The organism is Streptomyces sp. NPDC087901 (assembly GCF_044742205.1).
Taxonomy (GTDB): Bacteria; Actinomycetota; Actinomycetes; order Streptomycetales; family Streptomycetaceae; genus Streptomyces.
The window spans coordinates 72,379-91,701 of record NZ_JBIUUC010000009.1 but is presented as its reverse complement, the minus strand read 5'-3'; the positions used below and the strand labels follow the sequence as shown (position 1 = coordinate 91,701).

At 69.5% G+C, this 19,323-nt stretch carries 15 protein-coding genes and 3 pseudogenes; 6 read left to right on the top strand and 12 right to left on the bottom strand.

Translation table 11 applies throughout. From position 1 onward, the window contains the following. Nucleotides 1-96: 96 nt before the first annotated feature. Complete coding sequence (locus tag ACIOEW_RS25945; RefSeq protein ID WP_401966628.1) at nt 97-1,413, bottom strand: PP2C family protein-serine/threonine phosphatase; 1,317 nt, start codon at nt 1,411-1,413, stop codon at nt 97-99. 633 nt (nt 1,414-2,046) lie between these two features. Here ACIOEW_RS25945 and ACIOEW_RS25940 point away from each other — a divergent pair. Together ACIOEW_RS25940 and ACIOEW_RS25935 are read left to right on the top strand one after the other, a co-directional pair. Beyond that, nucleotides 2,047-3,228 carry a spore photoproduct lyase family protein gene (locus ACIOEW_RS25940; protein ID WP_401966304.1) on the top strand — a complete coding sequence of 394 codons (1,182 nt, stop codon included), beginning with the start codon at nt 2,047-2,049 and terminating at the stop codon, nt 3,226-3,228. Between the two features lie 436 nt (nt 3,229-3,664). Then, the gene (locus tag ACIOEW_RS25935; RefSeq protein WP_401966302.1) at nt 3,665-4,519 is read left to right on the top strand and encodes an SDR family oxidoreductase; all 855 of its coding nucleotides are present in this window, start codon (nt 3,665-3,667) and stop codon (nt 4,517-4,519) included. Here ACIOEW_RS25935 and ACIOEW_RS25930 read toward each other — a convergent pair. From ACIOEW_RS25930 to ACIOEW_RS25910, 5 genes and pseudogenes are all read right to left on the bottom strand, one after another. Continuing rightward, a pseudogene (locus ACIOEW_RS25930) lies at nt 4,519-4,638 on the bottom strand (cytochrome P450); the annotation flags it as partial. The gene ACIOEW_RS25935 and the pseudogene ACIOEW_RS25930 overlap by 1 nt on opposite strands. 144 nt (nt 4,639-4,782) lie before the next feature. Next, on the bottom strand, nt 4,783-5,799 hold the full coding sequence (locus ACIOEW_RS25925) for a sporulation protein (protein ID WP_401966625.1): 1,017 nt from the start codon (nt 5,797-5,799) through the stop codon (nt 4,783-4,785). 271 nt (nt 5,800-6,070) lie between these two features. After that, the gene (locus tag ACIOEW_RS25920; protein WP_401966300.1) at nt 6,071-6,922 is read right to left on the bottom strand and encodes an aldo/keto reductase; all 852 of its coding nucleotides are present in this window, start codon (nt 6,920-6,922) and stop codon (nt 6,071-6,073) included. Between the two features lie 35 nt (nt 6,923-6,957). After that, the gene (locus ACIOEW_RS25915; protein ID WP_401966297.1) at nt 6,958-7,992 is read right to left on the bottom strand and encodes a zinc-binding dehydrogenase; all 1,035 of its coding nucleotides are present in this window, start codon (nt 7,990-7,992) and stop codon (nt 6,958-6,960) included. Nucleotides 7,993-8,115: 123 nt separating this feature from the next. Next, complete coding sequence (locus ACIOEW_RS25910) at nt 8,116-9,093, bottom strand: aldo/keto reductase (RefSeq protein ID WP_401966295.1); 978 nt, start codon at nt 9,091-9,093, stop codon at nt 8,116-8,118. Between the two features lie 349 nt (nt 9,094-9,442). On the opposite strand from ACIOEW_RS25910, the gene ACIOEW_RS25905 reads away from it, so the two are divergent. Beyond that, complete coding sequence (locus ACIOEW_RS25905) at nt 9,443-10,348, top strand: helix-turn-helix transcriptional regulator (RefSeq protein WP_401966293.1); 906 nt, start codon at nt 9,443-9,445, stop codon at nt 10,346-10,348. Here the strand turns inward: ACIOEW_RS25905 and ACIOEW_RS25900 are convergent. The 3 genes and pseudogenes from ACIOEW_RS25900 to ACIOEW_RS25890 all read right to left on the bottom strand — a co-directional run. After that, on the bottom strand, nt 10,339-10,584 hold the full coding sequence (locus ACIOEW_RS25900; protein WP_401966290.1) for a hypothetical protein: 246 nt from the start codon (nt 10,582-10,584) through the stop codon (nt 10,339-10,341). The genes ACIOEW_RS25905 and ACIOEW_RS25900 overlap by 10 nt on opposite strands. 136 nt (nt 10,585-10,720) lie before the next feature. Next, entirely contained in the window at nt 10,721-11,680 is a 960-nt protein-coding gene (locus ACIOEW_RS25895; protein ID WP_401966289.1) for an MBL fold metallo-hydrolase, read from the bottom strand. 193 nt (nt 11,681-11,873) lie between these two features. After that, a pseudogene (locus ACIOEW_RS25890) lies at nt 11,874-12,530 on the bottom strand (fumarylacetoacetate hydrolase family protein); the annotation flags it as partial. On the opposite strand from ACIOEW_RS25890, the pseudogene ACIOEW_RS25885 reads away from it, so the two are divergent. Together ACIOEW_RS25885 and ACIOEW_RS25880 are read left to right on the top strand one after the other, a co-directional pair. Then, nucleotides 12,530-13,299: pseudogene (locus tag ACIOEW_RS25885) on the top strand (LysR substrate-binding domain-containing protein); the annotation flags it as partial. The pseudogenes ACIOEW_RS25890 and ACIOEW_RS25885 overlap by 1 nt on opposite strands. 144 nt (nt 13,300-13,443) lie before the next feature. Beyond that, nucleotides 13,444-14,736 carry a TerD family protein gene (locus ACIOEW_RS25880; RefSeq protein WP_401966286.1) on the top strand — a complete coding sequence of 431 codons (1,293 nt, stop codon included), beginning with the start codon at nt 13,444-13,446 and terminating at the stop codon, nt 14,734-14,736. Between the two features lie 45 nt (nt 14,737-14,781). Here ACIOEW_RS25880 and ACIOEW_RS25875 read toward each other — a convergent pair whose 3' ends face one another. Both ACIOEW_RS25875 and ACIOEW_RS25870 read right to left on the bottom strand, forming a co-directional pair. Continuing rightward, a complete protein-coding gene (locus ACIOEW_RS25875) occupies nt 14,782-15,357 on the bottom strand; it encodes a DinB family protein (protein ID WP_362544403.1) in 576 nt (191 codons plus the stop codon). A 199-nt stretch (nt 15,358-15,556) separates the two neighbouring features. Next, nucleotides 15,557-15,844 (bottom strand): DUF1905 domain-containing protein, encoded by a 288-nt coding sequence (locus ACIOEW_RS25870; protein ID WP_362544406.1) that lies wholly within the window; start codon nt 15,842-15,844, stop codon nt 15,557-15,559. 473 nt (nt 15,845-16,317) lie between these two features. Between ACIOEW_RS25870 and ACIOEW_RS25865 the strand changes: the two genes are divergently transcribed. Further along, complete coding sequence (locus tag ACIOEW_RS25865; protein ID WP_362544409.1) at nt 16,318-18,132, top strand: ABC transporter ATP-binding protein; 1,815 nt, start codon at nt 16,318-16,320, stop codon at nt 18,130-18,132. A gap of 49 nt (nt 18,133-18,181) precedes the next feature. On the opposite strand, the gene ACIOEW_RS25860 is transcribed toward ACIOEW_RS25865, so the two are convergent. Next, nucleotides 18,182-19,165 (bottom strand): LuxR family transcriptional regulator, encoded by a 984-nt coding sequence (locus ACIOEW_RS25860; RefSeq protein WP_401966285.1) that lies wholly within the window; start codon nt 19,163-19,165, stop codon nt 18,182-18,184. Nucleotides 19,166-19,323 lie beyond the last annotated feature (158 nt).

Here is a 19,323-nt window from a genome sequence, read left to right as displayed (position 1 = left end):
GGTGACGCCCGACAGATTCAGGTCCGCGAACGGGCAGCGCGGAATCGCCGCCGCGGCCAACCGGTTCACGCTGGAAGCGCCAAGCGCTCTCCACGGCTACGGCGCGCCGGCCGTGGGGTTACTCCGCGACGCCGACCTGCTGCTCGTCCGCACCTGCGGGCTGGTGCTCCTGTGCTCGGGGTGATGCATCGGGGCGCTGCCCGGGGGCAGACCGGCCAGGGCAGTTGCATGTTCAGTGGAATCCGCGTCGGGGCCAAGCCATTCGCACAACAGTACGGTGGCGTCGTCCTGAAGGTTGCCGTCGTGGTGGGCGAGGACGGCGCGGATCAGCCGCCGCAGGGTTTCTGGAACGGGCAGGCCGTCGGCGTGATGGCGGATGATGAAGTCGGTGAACTGTTCCAGACCGAACTCGTCGCCATCCCGGCTGCGCGCTTCGGTGATGCCGTCGGTGTAGAGCACGATGCGGTCGCCGGGTTCCAGTTGCTCATGACAGGTGACGCTCTCCAGGCCCAGACCGGTGCCCATGGGGTGGGCAGGTGGGCATTCGAGGTTGGTGGTCCAGCGGTTGCCGCGGATGATGACGGGCCGGTGGTGGCCACGGTTGACCCAGCTCAGCAGGCCCGTACGGGCGTCGAGGGTAGCGAGGATGCCGGTGGCGTAGCGCTGGTGGTCGTACTGCTCGATCAGCGCTTGTTCCACGGCCTCGCTCGCGGCGGCCAGATCGCCCCCGGCCCGGCGGACGCTGCGGCAAGCGCCCAGGGCGAGCGCCGCGCAGAGGCCGGCAGCGGTGTCGTGTCCCATGGCGTCGAAGATGGAGAGGTGCACCAGCGGGCCGTCGATCGCGTACTCGTACGCGTCGCCGCTGATCCGGTAGGCCGGTTCCATCGAGGCGGCGATCACCACCCGCCCGTCGGCGTAGGCGCTGGGCGGCATCAGGTTCCACTGCATCTCCGCAGAGATGCTCAGGGGTTCGGTACGGGCCAGTTTCGCCAGAGTGTCGCTGGAGGTGCGCTTGCTGACGATGATGAGGGCCAGCAGAGCGGCGAGCCGGTCCATGTCCTCGTGCGTACGGGCATCGTCCTGTTCCGCTTCCACGAACAGCACCCCGAGTCGCTCGGTGCCGTCGAGGAGTGGCACCCACCAGGATGAACACGGGCTTTCCGGTCGGCTGCCGGCGGACAGGATGCGGCCGTATTGGTAGGCCCGCCCGGGGACGCTGCCATCGATCTCCCATTGCGTCTCGCGCGCGTCACCGGCTTCCTCCCCGGGAAGCAAACGCAGCACCCGCCGTTGCAGGTCACCGAGGTAGATCAAGATCTGGGTGAACCCGGAGGCCCGCGCGTGCTCCGCTGCCATGTCCGGGAGCCGGTCGATGGGCATGAGATGGCTGGCAGCCAGCAGATCGGCGAGCATCCGACGCCCGCCCGCCTCACGCTCCTGGTTCACGCTTCTTCACTCTTTCCGTTGGTGCTGCATGGAGCTGGGTGGCGTCCGGGGCTCCTGAGCCTGCGGATCCGGTCGACGCCATCTCGGCGTGTCCACGCGGGCGGGCCAACGTCCATGCCGCCGGCGCGGGACCCGGCCGCCCCAGGGGTTGCCGCTGCGGTCGTCCAGGGGCTCCATCGTCGCCTTCTGCTGGTCCATGTGCTCTCAGTACCCGACTGACGAGAGTCGAAGTCACGGTCGTAGCACCTGTAGAAGTGAGAGGATTATCCCTTAATGAGGTGTAGGGGGCCTGCCGCCGCTCCGGAGCGACCTCTGCGGCCCCTGCCGGTACAAACCGTTCGTACGGGTCGGAGAGGACGCCCGCCCCTTTCCTGCCGGGTACTGGAACCCCCGCATCGCCACCGTGACCGGTTCGAACGCAACGCGCGGACGACCCGGGCGGTGCGAGGGCTGGAGGATCCGTGATCTCGACGCCTGGCTGGAGCAGGAACGCGGCCGCCGCGAATGACACCCTCGGTACGACGCGCACAACGCGGCCCTGCCCTCGCCCGCGTACGAGCACCAGCCTCAGGTCCGCAGGGCACAGGAAGGAAGGATCACGTGGATCAGCCGCCGACAGACCCCGCCCCGGGTGAGCCCGAGCAGCAGGCGCTGTTCGGATGGCCGACTCCGGAGCCGGACCCGGATCCGGGCACGTCCCCGGTGTTCCGGGACACCCCGGAGGCACGCAGGATGCTCGACGTGCGGGAGGTCTACGCCGAGCCCGCGGCGCTGCACTCCCCGCGCGGCCGGCAGATCATGTCCCGGGTGCCAGGAGCGCGCGTGACCGAGGTCGCGAGTCACTGGCGTATCCCCTCCCTGCACGGCAACGACGGCAACATCTCCCGATGGGTCCGCATCAAAACAGAAACGCTCGTCCTCGGGGTGAAGCAGACGCTCCGGACCCGCCCCAACGGCAGGTCGGCCGACTGGATCGCCCCCGGCGCCTCCAACGGGTGCGCGATGGCGTGCGCCTACTGCTACGTCCCCCGGCGCAAGGGCTACGCCAACCCCATCACGCTGTTCACCAACATCGAGGCGATCGTGGCCCACGTCCGCCGACACGTACGTGCCTTGGGCCCGAAGACGGAACCCAACCAGTGCGACCCCGAGGCGTGGGTCTACGACATCGGCGAGAACGGCGACTGCTCCGTCGACGCGTTGGTCAGTGACAACACGGCCGATCTCATTGCCTTGTTTCGCGGCCTGCCGACGGCGAAAGGTTCCTTCGCGACGAAGTTCGTCAATCCTGACCTGCTGGCACTCGATCCCCAGGGGCGCACCAGGATGCGCTTCTCCCTCATGCCGCCCGAAGATGCCCGGTTGCTGGACATCCGCACCAGCCCGGTTGCCGAGCGCATCGCTGCGGCTGCGGACTTCCTCGATGCAGGCTACGAGGTCCACTTCAACCTCTCGCCCGTCGTCCTGCGACCGGCATGGCAGCGCGACTGGGCCGGCCTGCTCACTCACCTCGACGACGTCCTGCCCGCCCGCGTGAAGCGGCAGGCGGCGGCCGAGATCATCATGCTGACCCACAACGAGACACTCCACGAGGTCAACCTGGGCTGGCATCCTCGCGCCGAGGAGGTGCTGTGGCAGCCGGCCGCCCAGGAGGCCAAGCGCTCGCAGAACGGAGCACTCAATGTCCGTTACTCCCTGGAGATCAAGCGGCAGTCATTGACACGGCTCCAGCAGCTGCTGGCCACGCATGCACCGTGGCTGCGCGTCAGGTACGCCTTCTGAGGACGGACCACCCCGCAACTTTTGGCACCGTCAGTCCGGACGGAGGGGGACAACAGGCCGCCCGCTCATGGCGGCGGAGCCAGCTCTAGTAACAACTGCGTTGTCCCATGTGAGGAGCCGGCCCGCGATCGAAGCCTGACGTGCGAGCTGCCCGAGCGGCCTGCCGCCTGTGTCCTCGATGCACTGCTGCGCGTAAAGGCAGGACGCGGCCGACACGGTGATCCCCCGTCATGCGGAGATCTCGAGGGCGCTGACCCCGGAACCGGAGGGGAGTATGCCCCGCAGACCGCAGACCGCAGACCGCAGACCGCAGACCGCAGACCGCCGAGCCGGCCAAGGTGACATAGCCGCCCAGTCCGCCGGACGATGACGACGGTCGCCCGAACACCGGGGTGACCGTCTTCGTCGTGGGGTCCACGGGGCTACGGTTACGCGCATGACAATTCTGGTCGTTGGCGGTTCCGGCTTTCTGGGGTCCGAGCTGGTCCGGCAGGCGAGAGTGGCGGGGCATACGACAGTGGCGACGTACGCGACCGAGCCGGGCGCCGCCTCCCCGAGCGCGTGGTGCCCCCTCGATCTGCGGGACACCGGAAGTCTGGACGCGGTGATGGCCGAGGTGAACCCGCGCGTCATCATCAACGCATCGAGCCGGCATGCTGACTGGGCGGTTACGGCAGAAGGCCCGCTCCAGCTCGCGAAGGTCGCGGCCAGGCGCGGAGCCCGCCTGGTTCACACGTCCACCGACGCCGTGTTTTCCGGTGTCGGCCGGGCTCACTACGACGAGTCCTGTCTCCCGGACCCCGTCACCCCGTATGGCGCAGCCAAGGCCGCGGCTGAGACCGGGGTCCTCGCCCTGCATCCCAAGGCTGTCGTTGCCCGCACTTCGCTGATCATCGGCCACGGCCGTTCCGTGCACGAGCGCCTGGTGCACCAGCTCGCCGCCGGCACCGTTGACGGAGCCCTGTTCACCGACGACATCCGCTGCCCGGTCCACGTCTCGGACCTGGCGGCCGCCCTTCTGGAACTGGCGTCGAGCGACGCAACAGGCATGCGCCATCTCGCAGGGTCCGACGCCCTGAGCCGCCACGACCTCGGCGTCCTCATCGCCGAGCGCGACGGTCTCGACGCCTCCCGCCTGCCCACGGCGCTGCGGGCCGACAGCGTTGTTCCCGGAGCCCTTGACGTCCGCCTCGACAGCCGGGCGACCCAGAGGCAGTTGCGCACCACACTGCGCGGTGCTCGGGAGTTCTTGAACCCTGCCGACCAGGCGCTTTCGGCCGACCCGACCTGATCGAACCGAAGCAACTCGTCCAACGCGGCCGGGACATCGTTCGGATCCTTCCGAAGGCGATCCAGCTCGGCAGGGTGCTGGAGCAGCGCCAGGGTGGCGTTGCCGAGAATGAGGCGGGTCGGTCATGCCTCAGCCTCCAACCAGCTCTCGCTCGCCGTCATTGGAGACACGCCCAACCCGGTGTGGGTAGGCGCCGGCCACCAGGAGGAGTCACTCCGAATTTCACCGGCCTGACCTGCGACGCAGCGCGATCCCGAACACGGTCAGTCCTCGCCGCCCTCCTCCTCGTCGTCCCCCTCGAAGAAGTCTCCGATCTCGTCGACGACTTCGGCAGCCACCATGCCGCCGACCACGCCGACCGCGACCCCGGCCGCGCCCGCCGCGACGGCCGTGCCCATGCCCGGCCCGGAGCGATGGCCGTTGTCGTGCTGATGGTGATCGCCGTGGTCGCCGTAGCCGTGCCCGTGGCCGTAGTCCTGCCCGTGTGCGGCATGCGTGCCGTACGCCGCCCGGTGCTCGACGAGCTGCCGCATCCAGCCGTCGACCAGCGCGTTCCAGTCCTGGTGGTGGACGCCGTCCTGGCTGACGGTGAAGCGGGTGACGGCGTCGTGTCCTTCGGAGAACAGACCGCCGCGCTTGTCGGCCTCCAGGATCACCTCCATGTCACCGGGCGTGGCGAGGAAGGTCACCTCGATCTCATTGACCGTGTGCGCGTACTGCGGGGACGGCGCCAGCTCGATCTCCTGGTAGAAGGGCAGCTGTTGGCCGGTGCCGGCGATTCGGCCGTATTCCAGGTCGGCGGATCGGAAGCCGAAGCCGAGCTGCCCGAAGGCTTCGAGGATCGCCTCCTGCACCGGGAGCGGGCCGACGACGAGCGGGTCGAGGTCGCCCGTGTCCTTGGCACCGGCCACCGACAGCTCGGTGCGCACGCCCAGGACGATGCCGAGCCCTTGCCCGTACAGCTCGGTGACCGGGGTCTCCCAGGGCAGCGTCACCGTGAACGGGACGCTGTGCTCCGCGCCCGCCGGCAGCCGGAAACCACCGCCGATCAGGAACCGGTCGAAGACGACGGCGCCATGGCTCTCACCGTCCTCGTGCTCGGCCTCGACCCTGGCGACGAACTCCAGCGTGATGTGCTCGATGTCGAAGTCGTCTGTTCCGCCCAGGAGATGGACCTGGCCGGACAGGGAACCACCGGGGACGGCCACCCCCGGGGTGAGGACGGTGTCGACGGTCGGGCCGCCGACGCCGAGTGAGCCGAGCAGTCGTTTGAACACCATCGAGGCGTCCACTCCCTTTGTGCGTACGAAGGTCATGAGGGGTTTGCAGGCGTCGCATACATCAGTGACGGCTTCCCTCGTTCTACGGGCGCGTAGAAGGATATGGGTGGCGGATGCGTCACCGTGGGCTCCTGGCGGGGTGGCCGCGTGAACGTCCGAAAAGGATCGCCCAGCGGCCTGGGCAGGCGCTTGACTAGCAGGTTTTGGGCCCGCGGGTGGTGCCGGTGGGGTGGCCGGCGGCACCCGCGGCTCGCGGGTTGTGGTGTGGTGGTCAGTCGGTCAGTCGCCGCTTGCCGAGCTGTCCGGCGACCGCCGGGTCGCGGTGGTCGAAGAACAGCGAGGCGCCGGTGTCCAGTTCGGCGATGGAGGCCATCTGGCCGTCGGTGAGTTCGAAGTCGAAGACGTCGAAGTTCTCCGCCATACGGTCGGCGCGGACGGACTTGGGGATGGTGACGATGCCGCGCTGGACGAGCCAGCGCAGCACCACCTGGGCGACGGACTTGCCGTGTGCCTTGCCGATACCGCTCAGGACCGGGTTCGTGAAGAGGTCGTTCTTGCCCTCGGCGAATCCGCCCCAGGACTGGATCTGGACGCCGTGCTCGCGCATGACCTCCTGGTCGGCGGTGCGCTGGAAGAAGGGGTGGGTCTCGATCTGGTTCACCGCAGGCGTCACGTCGTTGTTGCTGATGAGGTCGACGAGCCGGTCGGGGTAGAAGTTGGCGACGCCGATCGCCTTGATACGGCCGTCGTGGTGGAGCGACTCCATGGCCCGCCACTGTCCGTACACGTCACCGAAGGGCTGGTGCATCAGGTACAGGTCGAGGTAGTCGAGGCCGAGCTTGCTCAGCGACGTCTCGAAGGCGCGCTTGGCGTTCTCCTCGGCGGGTGCGTCCTGGATCCACAGTTTGGTGGTGACGAAAAGTTCCTCGCGCGGGACACCGCCCTTCTTGATGGCGCGGCCGACGGCTTCCTCGTTTCCGTAGGCAGCGGCGGTGTCGAGCAGCCGGTAGCCCGCGGCGAGGGCGTCGCTGACGGTCCGTTCGGTGTCCTCCGGCGGGATCTGGAAGACGCCGAAGCCGAGGATCGGCATCGTGACGCCGTTGTTCAGGGTGACGGTCTGCACGGGCTTCTCCTACGTGTCGTGGGGGGTGTGGTGAGTCAGAAGGTGATGAGGGCTTTGAGGACGTGGCGCTCTGCCATGTCCTTGTAGGCGCCGGGGACCTCGTCCAGGGAGACGGTCCGGTCGAAGACGCGTCCAGGCCGGATCGTGCCGGCGAGGACGTCGGGCATCAGGTGCTCGATGTAGGCGCGGGCCGGGGAGACGCCGCCGGTGAGGGTGATGTTCCGCATGATCATGGAGGTCCCGATGGGGCCCTCTTCGTACTGCGGCATGCCCAGACGGCTGATGGTGCCGCCGTCGGTGACGGCGGCGAAGGCCGTGTCCAGGCCCTGTCGGGCGCCGACGGCCTCGATCACCCTGTCGACGCCGACCCCGGCGGTCAGGTCGCGTACGCGGGCGACGCCTTCCTCTCCGCGTTCGAGGACCACGTCCGTGGCTCCGAAGTCGCGGCCCAGGTCGGTGCGGTCGGTGTGGCGGCCCATGAGGATGATCCGCTCCGCGCCGAGACGCTTGGCGGCGATCACCGTGCACAGGCCGACCGCGCCGTCCCCGATCACCAGGACGGAGTCGCCGCGGGAGACTCCGGCCGTGGTGGCGCCGTGGTGTCCGGTGCCCATCACGTCGGACAGCGCCAGCAGGGAGGGCAGCAGCGGCGAGTCCTCGCCGACCGGGAGCTTGACCAGGGTGCCGTCGGCCTGCGGTACGCGGACGGCCTGCCCCTGGCCCCCATCCACGCCGTCGATCCCGTACCGGCCGCCGCGGCGACAGGAGGACTGCAGCCCCTTGGCGCAGTAGTCGCACGTGTTGTCGCAGTAGGTGAACGAGGTGACGACCAGGTCACCCCTCTTGATGCCGGTGACACCGGAGCCGGTCTCCTCGACGACGCCGAGAAACTCGTGGCCCATGGGGCGGCCGGTGTCCGTCTTCGGCATGGCCTTGTAGGGCCACAGGTCGCTGCCGCACACGCACGACAGGACGGTCCGCACGACGGCATCGGTGGGCTGCTGGACCTTTGGATCGGGTCGGTCCTCGATCCGTACGTCGCCGGCTCCGTACATCACTGCTGCGCGCATGGGGGTGGTGCTCCTATGGGGAGTCTTCCGCCATCGCGGAAGAAGGGACGGGATTCGCTCTGAGACCGGCCATGGCGAACGGAAATCCATTTCCGGTCCGGCGCCGGCCGACGGAGGCTCACGTCAGCGTTCGAGCATCTGTTGCTGGGCCGCGGTGTGGGTGTCGCCCGCGGCCGGGGGCAGGCTGCTGAGCTTGTCGAGTTGCTCGTCGGTCAGCTTCACGGCGTCGGCGGCGGTGTTCTCCTCGACCCGGGTCACGCGCTTGGTGCCGGGGATCGGGGCGATGTCGTCGCCCTGCGCGAGCAGCCAGGCCAGGGCCACCTGCGCCGGGGTGACGCCGGCCTCCGCCGCGATGGCCTTGACCTCGTCCGCCAGGCGCAGGTTGCGCTGGAAGTTCTCTCCGGTGAAGCGCGGGTTGTCGCGGCGGAAGTCGGATTCGTCGAACTGGTCGGCGGAGCGGATCGTGCCGGTCAGGAACCCGCGGCCGAGCGGCGAGAAAGGCACCAGGCCGATGTTCAGCTCGCGCAGCACCGGCAGCACCCGGTCCTCCAGGCCCCGGGTCCACAGGGAGTACTCCGACTGGACGGCGCTGACCGGATGGATGGCGTGCGCACGGCGGATGGTGTCCGGGCCGGCCTCGGACAGGCCGAACGCACGGACCTTGCCCTCGGCGACCAGCTCGCCCACCGCGCCGGCCGTCTCCTCGATGGGAGTGTTCGGGTCGACCCGGTGCTGGTAGTAGAGGTCGATGTACTCGGTGCCGAGGCGCTTCAGTGAGCCTTCGACGGCGGTGCGGATGTTGGCCGGACTGCTGTCAAGGTTCCACGGACCCTCACCGGCGTGTGAGACGAGGCCGAACTTCGTCGCCAGCACGACCTTGTCGCGGCGGCCCTTCAGCGCCCGGCCGAGAAGTTCCTCGTTGGTGTACGGGCCGTAGATCTCCGCGGTGTCGATCAGGGTGACACCGAGCTCCATTGCGCGGTGCACGGTGCGGACCGCCTCCGCCTCATCCGTCCCGGAGCCCGTGTAGCCGTGCGACATCCCCATGGCCCCCAGGCCGATCCGGGAGACTTCCAATTCGCGCAATTTGATGTGTTTCATAATTATCTATCCTTTCTGTCGCTTTCTTGTTCAGTCTGCTGTGTGACAGGGCGCGTCTCCCGGCCCACACGCGGGCGGCGGGCCGGAGCAGGGAACTCGCCGCGTTGGTGAGGAGGACCGCGGCGGCGAATGAACAGACTGGTGTGATCCGTTCCGCGAACCGTCATGGCGGGAGGCGGACAGATAAGGACGCACCTGCATGACGGAGGTGAGCGGGTGACGCCATCCACCGTGCCCCCTGGCGCGCCGTAAAGGCAGGCCGGGTTCTGCCGGGGAGCGGCCAGCGGGGGTGTGACAGGTCCCCCCTGGCGACCTGCCACTCCGGTGGCTGCTGGGTGAGACTGGAACCATGGCATCCGAGCAGACCAGTGGCGACGAACTGGGGCGATTCCTGCGCGCCCGTCGCAATCAGACCAGTCCCGAAAGCGTGGGCCTCACCCCCGGCCCCGGCGTGCGCCGCACTCCGGGACTGCGTCGAGAGGAGCTCGCCACGGTTGCCGGGATCAGCATCGACTACTACACCCGCATCGAGCGCGGCAAAGAAACCCGGCCCAGCCCCGCTGTCATCGACGCTCTCGCCCGGGCCCTGCACCTCGACGACGACGAACACCACCACCTGCGCGAGCTCGCCGTACGCGCTGCCCGCTACGCTCCTGAACCGCCGCCCCCGCCGAGCCGGGCTGTTCGCCCGCACCTGAAGCTTCTGCTGGAGGCAATGCGGCCAAACCCCGCCTACATCGTCAGCCGCAGCATGGACCTGCTCGCCTGGAACCCCGGTGGGCTGGCTCTGTACGCCGGGATGGCCGACTGGCCCGCCAAGCAGCGCAACCTGGCCCGCTACCTGTTCCTCCACCCGACCGCACGGCAGCTCTTTCCCGACTGGGACACCCAGGTCCGGGGCTGTGTCGCCCGGCTGAGGGCCGAAGCCGGAACCAATCCCGACGCCCCCGACCTCACCAGCCTGGTCGGCGAGCTACTGCTCAAGAGCCCCGACTTCGCCAGACTGTGGGAACGCTACGAAGTCATCGGCAGGAAGAAGATCGAGAAGACCTTCCACCACCCCCAGGTCGGCGAGCTGACTCTCAGCGGCCAGAGCATGCACCTCGACGGCACACCCGGCCAACGCCTCGGCGCCTACACAGCTGAACCCGGATCCCCTGACCACGACGCCATGCTCCTGCTCGACATGACCGCACCCCGGCCGACCACGTACCCGGACGCGAAGACCGGCCCGTCACGGAGTGCTCAGCCCTGACAGGACGTTGCGAGTGGCCTCACGTGGGCCACGCAGCGGATACGGGACAGCCGGGACTCCGGCGGCGGTTCGTGGATGCCGAGTGCGGCAACGTCGGCGCCGGTCATGATGGCTGTGGGAGGCCGCTCGCTCGTCAGGAGTTGCATACCGGTCTTGCTGCTCAGCTGTACGGCGGTCAGGGCCGCGATCGCGGTCCTGTTGTACCCGACGAGCGAGAGGTCGGCCGGCACGGTCATACCGAGCGCTTCTGTCGCCCGGCTCGACGGTTCGTCGGCCGCGCGCCGTCACGTGGCTGTCGCCGTGGCCGGGGCCGTAGGAGAGGGCGCCGGCCAGCCGGCGCCGGCCGCGGTGACGGCCAGAAGGCAACGCAGGTCAGGTCGGCCAAGGATCGGCCCGTCGGCCCACCACGGGCAAGGCCAGGGAGACTCCCGCTCGTTCGGCCCTTCGGGTCAGGAAGTCCATCGTGGCCGGGAAGTCGTCGAGGAAGGCGCGGAAGGGCCTGAGGGGGCGGTCGAGGGGGCGGAAGAAGTCGTCCCAGTGGATGGGGACGACGCGTCGGGCGCCCGTGGCCGTGACCAGCCGGTGCCAGTACTCCTCCCGGAAGGCCTCGTCCTGTCTGCCGAGCGCGCCGATCCCCAGGTACACGGTGTCCGCGTGGTGGCCGTCGAGGGCGCCGGGCAGGCTGTGCGCACTGGCATGGATCAGGAGCCGGCCCGCGTCGTGACGGACGTGGAGGGTGTAGCAGTCGCCGGTCCTGTAGTCGGTGGCGCGGGCCGGCGGACGCAGCGGCCGGTCGATCCGGCCGGGGGCGATGTCGCCCGGGCTGTGCCGGGCGGGCAGGGCGGTGAGTGTGAAGCGCTCGATCGTGAACGGTTGGCCGGTGACGGCCGTTTGGAAGCGGTCGTCGGGAAAGCCCTGCCCGCGGGCGATGTTGCGGGTGGAGGCGGAGCCGATGAGCCGGGCGCCCGTTACGGCGGCCACCGCGGGGGAGTCCAGGGCATGGTCGTAGTGGGAGTGGACGACGAACACGGCGTCGAGTCGATCGATCCCGGCCTGGTGCAGGCCGGCGTTGATGCGGGACCGGTCCGGTCGCAGACGGCCGAACCGCATGCGCAGGAGGCCGGGACGGCTGAAGAAGCCGTCGGTGAGGATCGCGGTGTCACCGTCGTCGAGCAGGAGCGTGGACACACCGAGGAACACGGTGCGGGGTGCTCCTGGCCGAGGGGGTGCCGGCGGCTCGTACAGGTACGTCCACGGGGTCAGGCTGGGCGCACGCAGCCCCCGCAGCACGGCTGTCACGCGAGGCCCGTGGCGCTCAGTACCGGTGTCCATGCTTCGTCCTCGCGCAAGTAGCCATCCGGGCAGCGTAGATGATGCCTGATGCTGAGCGGAGGACCAGTGGCGATCGTCCGGGAGGGCGGTGCGATCGCCACCTCCCCCCTGTTCGTCGTTGCCGAGTGCACCTGCCGCCGCAGCCGCATCCACCGCGGTGCGACGCCGGTCACCGCCGCCGCTCGTCGTGGTCTCAGCGGGTTCGGGGCACTCCCGGCCGTTGCCGTTCGCGGCGCCGGCCCGCCGGCAGGGAATGGGGTGCGGTGCCGGGGACGACGGTGCTGGTGAGCGTGCCGATGCCCTCGACGGTCAGGCCGACGGTGTCACCCGGTTGCAAGGGGGGTGGCGTCTGCCAGCCGCGCAGGCCCCAGAGCTCCGCGAGGCAGCCGCCGTTGCCACAGGTTCCCGACCCGAGGATGTCGCCCGGCACGACACGGGTGCCGCGGGATGCGTAGGCGGTCATCTCCTCGAAGGTCCAGCTCATGTTGGACAGCAGATCCGTGCCGACCGTCTCACCGTTGATCTCGGCGGTGAGCGCCAGACGCAGAAAGCCCTCCGCGTCCCGGTACGGTTCGAGCTCGTCGGCCGTGACCAGGTAGGGCCCCAGGGTGGTGGCGGTGTCCTTGCCCTTGCACGGGCCGAGGCCGACCTTCATCTCCGCCGACTGCAGATCGCGTGCGGACCAGTCGTTGAAGACGGTGTAGCCCACGATGTGGTCGCGGGCCTGCTCATGGGTGAGGTCGCGGCCCTCGCGGCCGATGACGGCACCGACCTCGAGTTCGAAGTCCAGGACGGCCGAGCCGGGCGGCATGGGCACGTCCTGGCCGGGGCCGTAGACCGCGTGGGGATGCCCGCGTGGGCGCCCACTACGAGCTCACCGCACTCGGCCAGGTTCTGCTGGACCGCACCGCGACCGCATACGAAGTGATGGAACGACTCTTCGCCAGTCAGGCGACGTTCGATCCGGGCAGCGAGACGCGCGCGTTCAAGAGCGTGGCATCCGACTATGCCGTTGCCGTGTTCGGCACCGAACTGGCCAGGGTCGTGCACGAAGAGGCTCCGGGCATCCGGCTGCGCTTCACCCAGACCCGCCCGGGGTGGTCGACGACACGGCCGCCCTGCTGAGCGGCACCGACGGACTGCTCATGCCGCACGGCGTCATCAGCGACTTTCCCGCTACCGACCTCTACGAGGACCGCTGGGTCTTCCTCGTCGCCGATGACCACCCGAGCATCGTCGACCGGCTCACCCGGGACGATCTCGGGCGGCTGCCGTGGGTCACCTATCAACGGACCTACGACGCCCCGGCGGTGCGCCAGCTCGGCATGCTGGGGATCGAACCACGGGTGGAGGTCTCCGTCGACAGCTTCCACCTGTTGCCGCTGCTGGTGCAGGGCACGCAGCGCATCGCCCTGGTCCAGGCACGCCTCGCCCGGCTCTTCGCCCCGCTCACCGCTGTACGGGTGATCGAGCCGCCGTACGAAGCAGTCCCGCTGCGGGAAGCGCTGTGGTGGCATCCCGTGCACACGCACGACGCCGCCCACATCTGGCTCCGTGAGACGGCTGCCCGGGTCGGCCGGCGCATGGCCGACGGCCCCGCGGACGGGAGCGGGTTCTGAGCGAGGCCCGCGGTGCAGCGCTGTCCGGGCCGCGACGGACGACAACTTCCGTGAAATTGCAGGGAATTCGCATCTTCGGGCAAGGAGTCGGGCCGGATATCCGTACGCTGCGGGAGTCAGGGAAAGTCACGGAGGGGGCCCCACATGTCCTTGCGAAAGGGCGCCAACACGCCAGTGGCGAGCACCCGCGTGCGGGTGGAACTCGGCTGGCGCGAAGGCCCGGGAGCCCCTGATGTGGATGCGTCGGCTCTCCTGCTGACGGCGGCCGGCCGGGTGCGCTCGGACGACGACTTCGTGTTCTACAACCAGCCCGTTCATCCCAGCGGTGCCGTGCGCCACGAAGGCAGACGCCAGGACGGCCGCGGTGCGGTCGAGACGATCGACGTGACCCTGTCGGAGCTGGAGCAGGAGATCGGGACCGTGGTGGTGACCGCCTCCACGGACGGCACGTTCGGCCAGGTGTCCGGACTGTTCGTGCGGGTGCTCGACGCCGTGAGCGGCGCCGAGACGGCGCGGTTCGATGCCACGGACGCGACCACGGAGACCGCCTTCGTGCTTGGAGAGCTCTACCGGCGCAACGGCGCCTGGAAGTTCCGGGCGGTCGGTCAGGGATACGCCTCCGGGCTGGCCGGGCTCGCCACCGATTTCGGCATCACCGTCGACGCGCCCGCACCGCCCACGCCGGTGTCCCTGCCGCAGCCTCCCGCGCCTGCCCCGCAGCCGCCCGCCCCGCAGCCTCCCGCGCCCGCCCCGCTTCCGCCGGTTCCGCAGGCTGCGCCGCCCGCCTCCGTGCAGCCGGTGAGTCTTTCGAAGATCACCCTGACGAAGACAGCTCCTTCGGTGTCGCTGACCAAGCAGGGCGCGACATCGGGAGGGATGCGGGTCAACCTCTCCTGGAGCGCCCGCCGGCCGCCGCGCGGCTGGATGCGGAAGGGGGCGGAAGCCGTCCGGCTGGAGGACGTCGACCTGGACCTCTCCTGTCTGTGGGAGCTGCAGAGCGGGGCGACGGGGATCATCCACCCCCTCAACAACCAGTTCGGCTCTTTCGATCAGCCGCCCTACGCCCAACTGGACCAGGACGACCGGACCGGCACGAGCGACACCGGCGAGAACCTCATGATCAACCTTGATCACGCCACCGAGATCAAGCGCCTTCTGGTGTTCGTGGTCATCTACGCCGGGGCGTCGAGCTTCGCGGGACTGCACGGCGTCGCCACGCTGTATCCGCCCGTCGGTCCCCCGATCGAGGTGCTCCTGGACGAGTGCACCGTTCCCTCGCAGGTGGCCGCGATCGCACTGATCGAGAACATCGGCGGGGAACTGATCGTCCGGCGGGAGGCGAAGTACTTGTTGCCGCCGCCCGGCATCTTCAAGCAGCAGGCCGCGGATCTCGAGTACGGCTGGGGGCTGACATGGCAAGGGGCCAGTAAGGACTGACCGGACCGCGCCCTGTCCGGCCCGGGTCGGCCGGACAGGGCGCGGTCACTGGCCCACTCGTCCGTCGACACACTCGCGCAACAGGTCGGCGTGCCCGCAGTGACGGGCGTACTCGTCGATCCGGTGCACCATCAACTCCCGCACCGCGATGCCGTCCTGCCCCAGCCGCTTACCCAGGTCGGAGTGTCCGGCCAGTGCGGCGTCCAACTCGCCCTGTTCGCGCGCCAGATCGGCGTAGGCGGCGTCGACAACGGCCTGATCCGCAACAGCTCCGTCGAAGTCCGCGTCGCTCCCGCCGTACAGCTTCGGCAGCGCTTCATCGTCGCTGATCCAGTTGCGCCAGTCCCGCTCCACCTCGGCCAGGTGGCGGAGCAGCCCGAGCAGGGACATCGTCGAGGGAGGAACCGAGCGACGGGCCAGCTGCTCCGCGTCCAGGCCCTCGCACTTCATGCGCAGTGTCAGCCGATAGTCCCTCAGAAAGTCCTGCAGCGTCGCAAGTTCGCCGTCCGGACCCGCCCCTTCCCCATTGCTGTTGCGGGGGTCGTCGTCCGGGTCCGCCCACATGTCGGGGTAGACGGTGGCCCGGGTCCATCGTGCGGGTTGGTCACTCATGCGCGCCATGATCGTCGCCGAGGGCCTGCCTCGCCACCGCTTTTTCCTACGGCCGCGGTCCGTGTCCCGTACCGGACACGAGCCCTCGGGTCCCGGTACTTGTCCGCATCGCCGTACCCCCGGGCACACACCATCGCACCGACGGCCCGCACCGGGATCTCGTCAGGACGGCAGGTGTGGGTCCGTGGGGTGAGGAGTGGGAGCGCCCTCAGAGGCGTACGGTCATGCTCACGGTCACGTCATCGCCCGCCGAGAGGCCCTGCGGCTGACGCACAGCGTTCTTGAGCGGCAGAAGATAGCCGCTGTCCCTGGGGAAGAGCGATGTGGTGAAAGCGGTCTCACCGATGCGGGCCTCGACGGGAACCGCGCCCCAGCCGTACGTGGCCAGAGCGGCCACCTCGCGGATGTCGGCTGCCTGTTCCTCGGGCACGGCGGCGAAGTAGAACGGTGCCGGCCCCCGCCATTCGATGACGCGGCCGGTGAACTCGACGTGCATGGGAGCGATCCGATCGTCGGGGCCGGGACGGGCCGGACGTGGCCCCGGGCAGCGTACAGGGACGCCGCCCGGACCATGCGTGATGGCTGGACGACCCATCGGACTTCGGTGCAGGCGAAGTCCGAACCACAGCTGCACCCGCACCCTGCTGCTCGCCTCACCGGTGGCGGACGTGCCGAGCAACGGCGGCGGCGCGCCGCGGCGCAGACGGGAGGGTGACCGATCCGCGTCGATCCGGGCCCGGAGGCGGCCGGAAAAACGCTTGGACTCGGCAGGCGTCGGGGCGGGACACTGGAGCCCCTCGCCCGACCCCTTCTCGTACTCACCCCGGCACACCGCCGCGCGCCGTGTGCCGCAGGACCGCCTCGGCGAGGGCACTCCACTCGAGACCGAAGCTCCGCGCGGCCGGAGAGGCAAGCGCCTCCTTCCGCAACAGCATGTGGCGGGCTGCCGCACGACCACACAGGGTTGATATGGGATCGCCTGAATCGCACGAAGCGCCGGGCAGGGGCTCCGTGCTCCTCGCACTTCGTTACTACGGACGGGAGTTGACCCGCCGCAAACGGGTGACGCTACCCGCGATGCTGTCGCCGGCACTGGGCAACATCGGCATCAACTACGTCGCGCCGCTCGTCGTCGCGAAGCTCGTCGGCCGCATCGCCGGCGACGCCGACACCTCGGTCGGATCGATGCTCCCCTACGTCCTCGGCTTCGCCGGCGTGCTTCTCCTCGCGGAGACGTTCTGGCGGGTCGGTCTGCACTTCCTGAACCGCCTCGATGCCCTCGGCATCGAACACCTCTATGTGCAGGGCATGGACGAGTTGTACGCGAAGGACGCCTCGTTCTTCCACGACAACTTCGCCGGGTCGCTCACCAAGCGGGTCCTGAGCTTCGCCTCCCGCTTCGAGGAGTTCGTCGACACGCTGACGTTCTCCGTCGTGGGCAGCTTCGTGCCGCTCATCTTCGGGTCGGTGGTGCTGTGGCGTTACGAACCCCTGCTCGTCATCGGCCTCTTGGTGATGATCGCGGTGACGGCGCTGTGCGTGGCCCCCCTCATCCGCCGCCGTCAGGCCCTCGTCGGAGAGCGTGAGGAGGCGATCGCCCGGGTGTCCGGCCATGTGGCCGACAGCCTGATGAACATGGACACGGTCCGGGCGTTCGCAGCAGAGAAGCGCGAGGCCGCCGAGCACCGCTCCCGCGTCGCGGAGTCGCGGCGGCTCACGCTGCGTTCCTGGGACTACGGCAACCTCCGCATCGACACGCTGGTCGCGCCGCTGTCCGTGCTGACCAACGCCCTGGGCCTGCTCCTCGCCGTCACTCTCGGCGGGGGCGGGAACGGCGTGGAGGCGGTTGTCGTCGCCTTCATGTACTACACCAACGCGACCCGGATCATGTTCGAGTTCAACCAGATCTACCGCCGGCTGGAAAGCTCGATGACGGAGGCGGCCCAGTTCACCGAACTGCTGCTGACGCCGCCGGCCCTGCGCGACCCGGCGTCGCCGGAACCGCTGCTGTCCCGCGCCGCCGACGTCCGCTTCGAGCAGGTGACGTTCGCCCACGCGGGAGCGCAGCCACTCTTCGAGTCCCTCGACCTCTCCGTGCACAGCGGCGCGAAGATCGGCCTGGTCGGTCGGTCCGGCGGCGGCAAGACCACGCTCGGCCGACTGCTGCTGCGGATGACGGACATCGACGGCGGCCGGATCCTGATCGGAGGTCAGGACATCAGCAGACTGCGCCAGGCCGACGTGCGCAGCATGATCGCCTACGTGCCGCAGGACCCGGCGATGTTCCATCGCACCCTGAGGGACAACATCGCCTTTGCCCGGCCCGACGCCACCGAAGCCGAGATCCGTCGCGCGGCCAAGGCCGCACACGTCACGGAGTTCGCCGACGCGCTGCCCGAGGGCTTCGACACCATGGTGGGGGAGCGCGGCGTGAAGCTGTCCGGCGGACAGCGCCAGCGGGTCGCCCTCGCCCGGGCGATCCTGCGCGACGCGCCGATCCTGCTGCTCGACGAGGCGACCAGTGCCCTGGACTCGGAGAGCGAGATCCTCGTCCAGGAGGCGCTGTGGCGGCTCATGGACGGGCGGACGGCGCTCGTGGTGGCACACCGGCTGAGCACGGTCGCCACCATGGACCGGCTCGTGGTCCTGGACCGCGGCCGGATCATCGAGCAGGGCACGCACCACGAACTGCTCGCATCGGACGGCGCCTACGCGAAACTGTGGCAGCACCAGTCGGGCGGCTTCCTCGACGCTCCGGCCCAGCCGCAGGCCGGCCTGATCTGAACGGGAAGGGCCGCGGCCGGGGTCCGCAACGGGCTCCGGCCGCGGCCGCTCACAGCCAGCCCGAACGCTGCGCCTGCAAAGCCATCTGAAAGCGGTTCGCGGCGCCGAGCCGGGCCATCAGGATCGACAGACGGCGAAACAGCGTCCGCCGGCTGATGCCCATCTCGCGGGCGATCACGTCGTCGCTCGCGCCGCCCGCGAGGAGCCACAGGAGGCGGCGGTCGCCGGGTGGCAGTCCGCCCGGCCGGGTGGCGTGGCCGTTGAACGGCAGGGCGTTCTGCCAGGACTGCTCGAACAGTGCCACGAGCGCCGAGAGCAGCCCGCACGGCTGCACGACCAGCATCGTGTTGTGTACGTCGGCCTCCTTGATCGACAACGACACGAGCGCGTACGCATCGTCGATGATCACCAGTTTGACCGGCACCGAGGGCAGGACCCTGACCTGTTCGCCGGCCTTGACGCACGGCTCGATGACGTCCCTCAGATGGCCCGGATGCTCCAGCGACTCCCGCGAGTACACGACACGCTGCGTCACCCCGCGGGCGAGCGTGGCCAGCGCGTCGTCCGTGGCCCCGGGCAGCGGGAAGTACGGGGGAGAATCGAACTGCCGGATCTGGTCCCGGGCACTCGCCCAGGCCTGACGGATCCGGGTGCCGACGGCGTCGCCGGTCACGACCTCGACGAGATGGTCGTTGTACGCGGCGAGCCGCTGCCGCCGGAACGACTCGAACGCGCCCCCGACGGCGATACGAGACTCCTCGACCTCGGCCGCCCGGTGCCGGGCCAGGATCTCCAGCCCCGCGGTGGGCGGAACCGGTGCCACCACGTCCTCGCCCTCCTCGGCGGCACTGGCCAGACCGGCGTCGACCAGCGCCGTGTACGCCGCGGTGAGTTCCGTACGGTCCAGACCGGCCGCGGATCCGATGGCACTCAACGGGGCCGGGGCCAGCTCCAGCAGCGCCAGGTAGACCTGGCTCGCCTCCGGGTCGATGCCCAGAAGCCGCAGGGCCTCCCCGAGTTTCACGTTCGTCATACGAGGCATTATCCGCTGCTCAGGACGGGCGGATGGCCGATCTGTGCCAGTGGCGGCACTGGGCACCATGGGCCTGTGGCGCGGGATACCGTCCGTGAGCCGCCGGCGACCGGCGGCGGCGAGGGCGCGGTCCTGAGGACTTCCTGCGGCTCTCGCCG

Excerpts from the sequence above, each read along its gene's own strand:
- ACIOEW_RS25945 (WP_401966628.1), bottom strand. The coding sequence starts at position 1,413 with ATGCTCGCCGATCTGCTGGCTGCCAGCCATCTCATGCCCATCGACCGG.
- ACIOEW_RS25935 (WP_401966302.1), top strand. The coding sequence starts at position 3,665 with ATGACAATTCTGGTCGTTGGCGGTTCCGGCTTTCTGGGGTCCGAGCTG.
- ACIOEW_RS25925 (WP_401966625.1), bottom strand. The coding sequence starts at position 5,799 with ATGGTGTTCAAACGACTGCTCGGCTCACTCGGCGTCGGCGGCCCGACC.
- ACIOEW_RS25915 (WP_401966297.1), bottom strand. The coding sequence starts at position 7,992 with ATGCGCGCAGCAGTGATGTACGGAGCCGGCGACGTACGGATCGAGGAC.
- ACIOEW_RS25910 (WP_401966295.1), bottom strand. The coding sequence starts at position 9,093 with ATGAAACACATCAAATTGCGCGAATTGGAAGTCTCCCGGATCGGCCTG.
- ACIOEW_RS25905 (WP_401966293.1), top strand. The coding sequence starts at position 9,443 with ATGGCATCCGAGCAGACCAGTGGCGACGAACTGGGGCGATTCCTGCGC.
- ACIOEW_RS25900 (WP_401966290.1), bottom strand. The coding sequence starts at position 10,584 with ATGACCGTGCCGGCCGACCTCTCGCTCGTCGGGTACAACAGGACCGCG.
- ACIOEW_RS25895 (WP_401966289.1), bottom strand. The coding sequence starts at position 11,680 with ATGGACACCGGTACTGAGCGCCACGGGCCTCGCGTGACAGCCGTGCTG.
- ACIOEW_RS25880 (WP_401966286.1), top strand. The coding sequence starts at position 13,444 with ATGTCCTTGCGAAAGGGCGCCAACACGCCAGTGGCGAGCACCCGCGTG.
- ACIOEW_RS25875 (WP_362544403.1), bottom strand. The coding sequence starts at position 15,357 with ATGGCGCGCATGAGTGACCAACCCGCACGATGGACCCGGGCCACCGTC.
- ACIOEW_RS25870 (WP_362544406.1), bottom strand. The coding sequence starts at position 15,844 with ATGCACGTCGAGTTCACCGGCCGCGTCATCGAATGGCGGGGGCCGGCA.
- ACIOEW_RS25865 (WP_362544409.1), top strand. The coding sequence starts at position 16,318 with ATGGGATCGCCTGAATCGCACGAAGCGCCGGGCAGGGGCTCCGTGCTC.
- ACIOEW_RS25860 (WP_401966285.1), bottom strand. The coding sequence starts at position 19,165 with ATGACGAACGTGAAACTCGGGGAGGCCCTGCGGCTTCTGGGCATCGAC.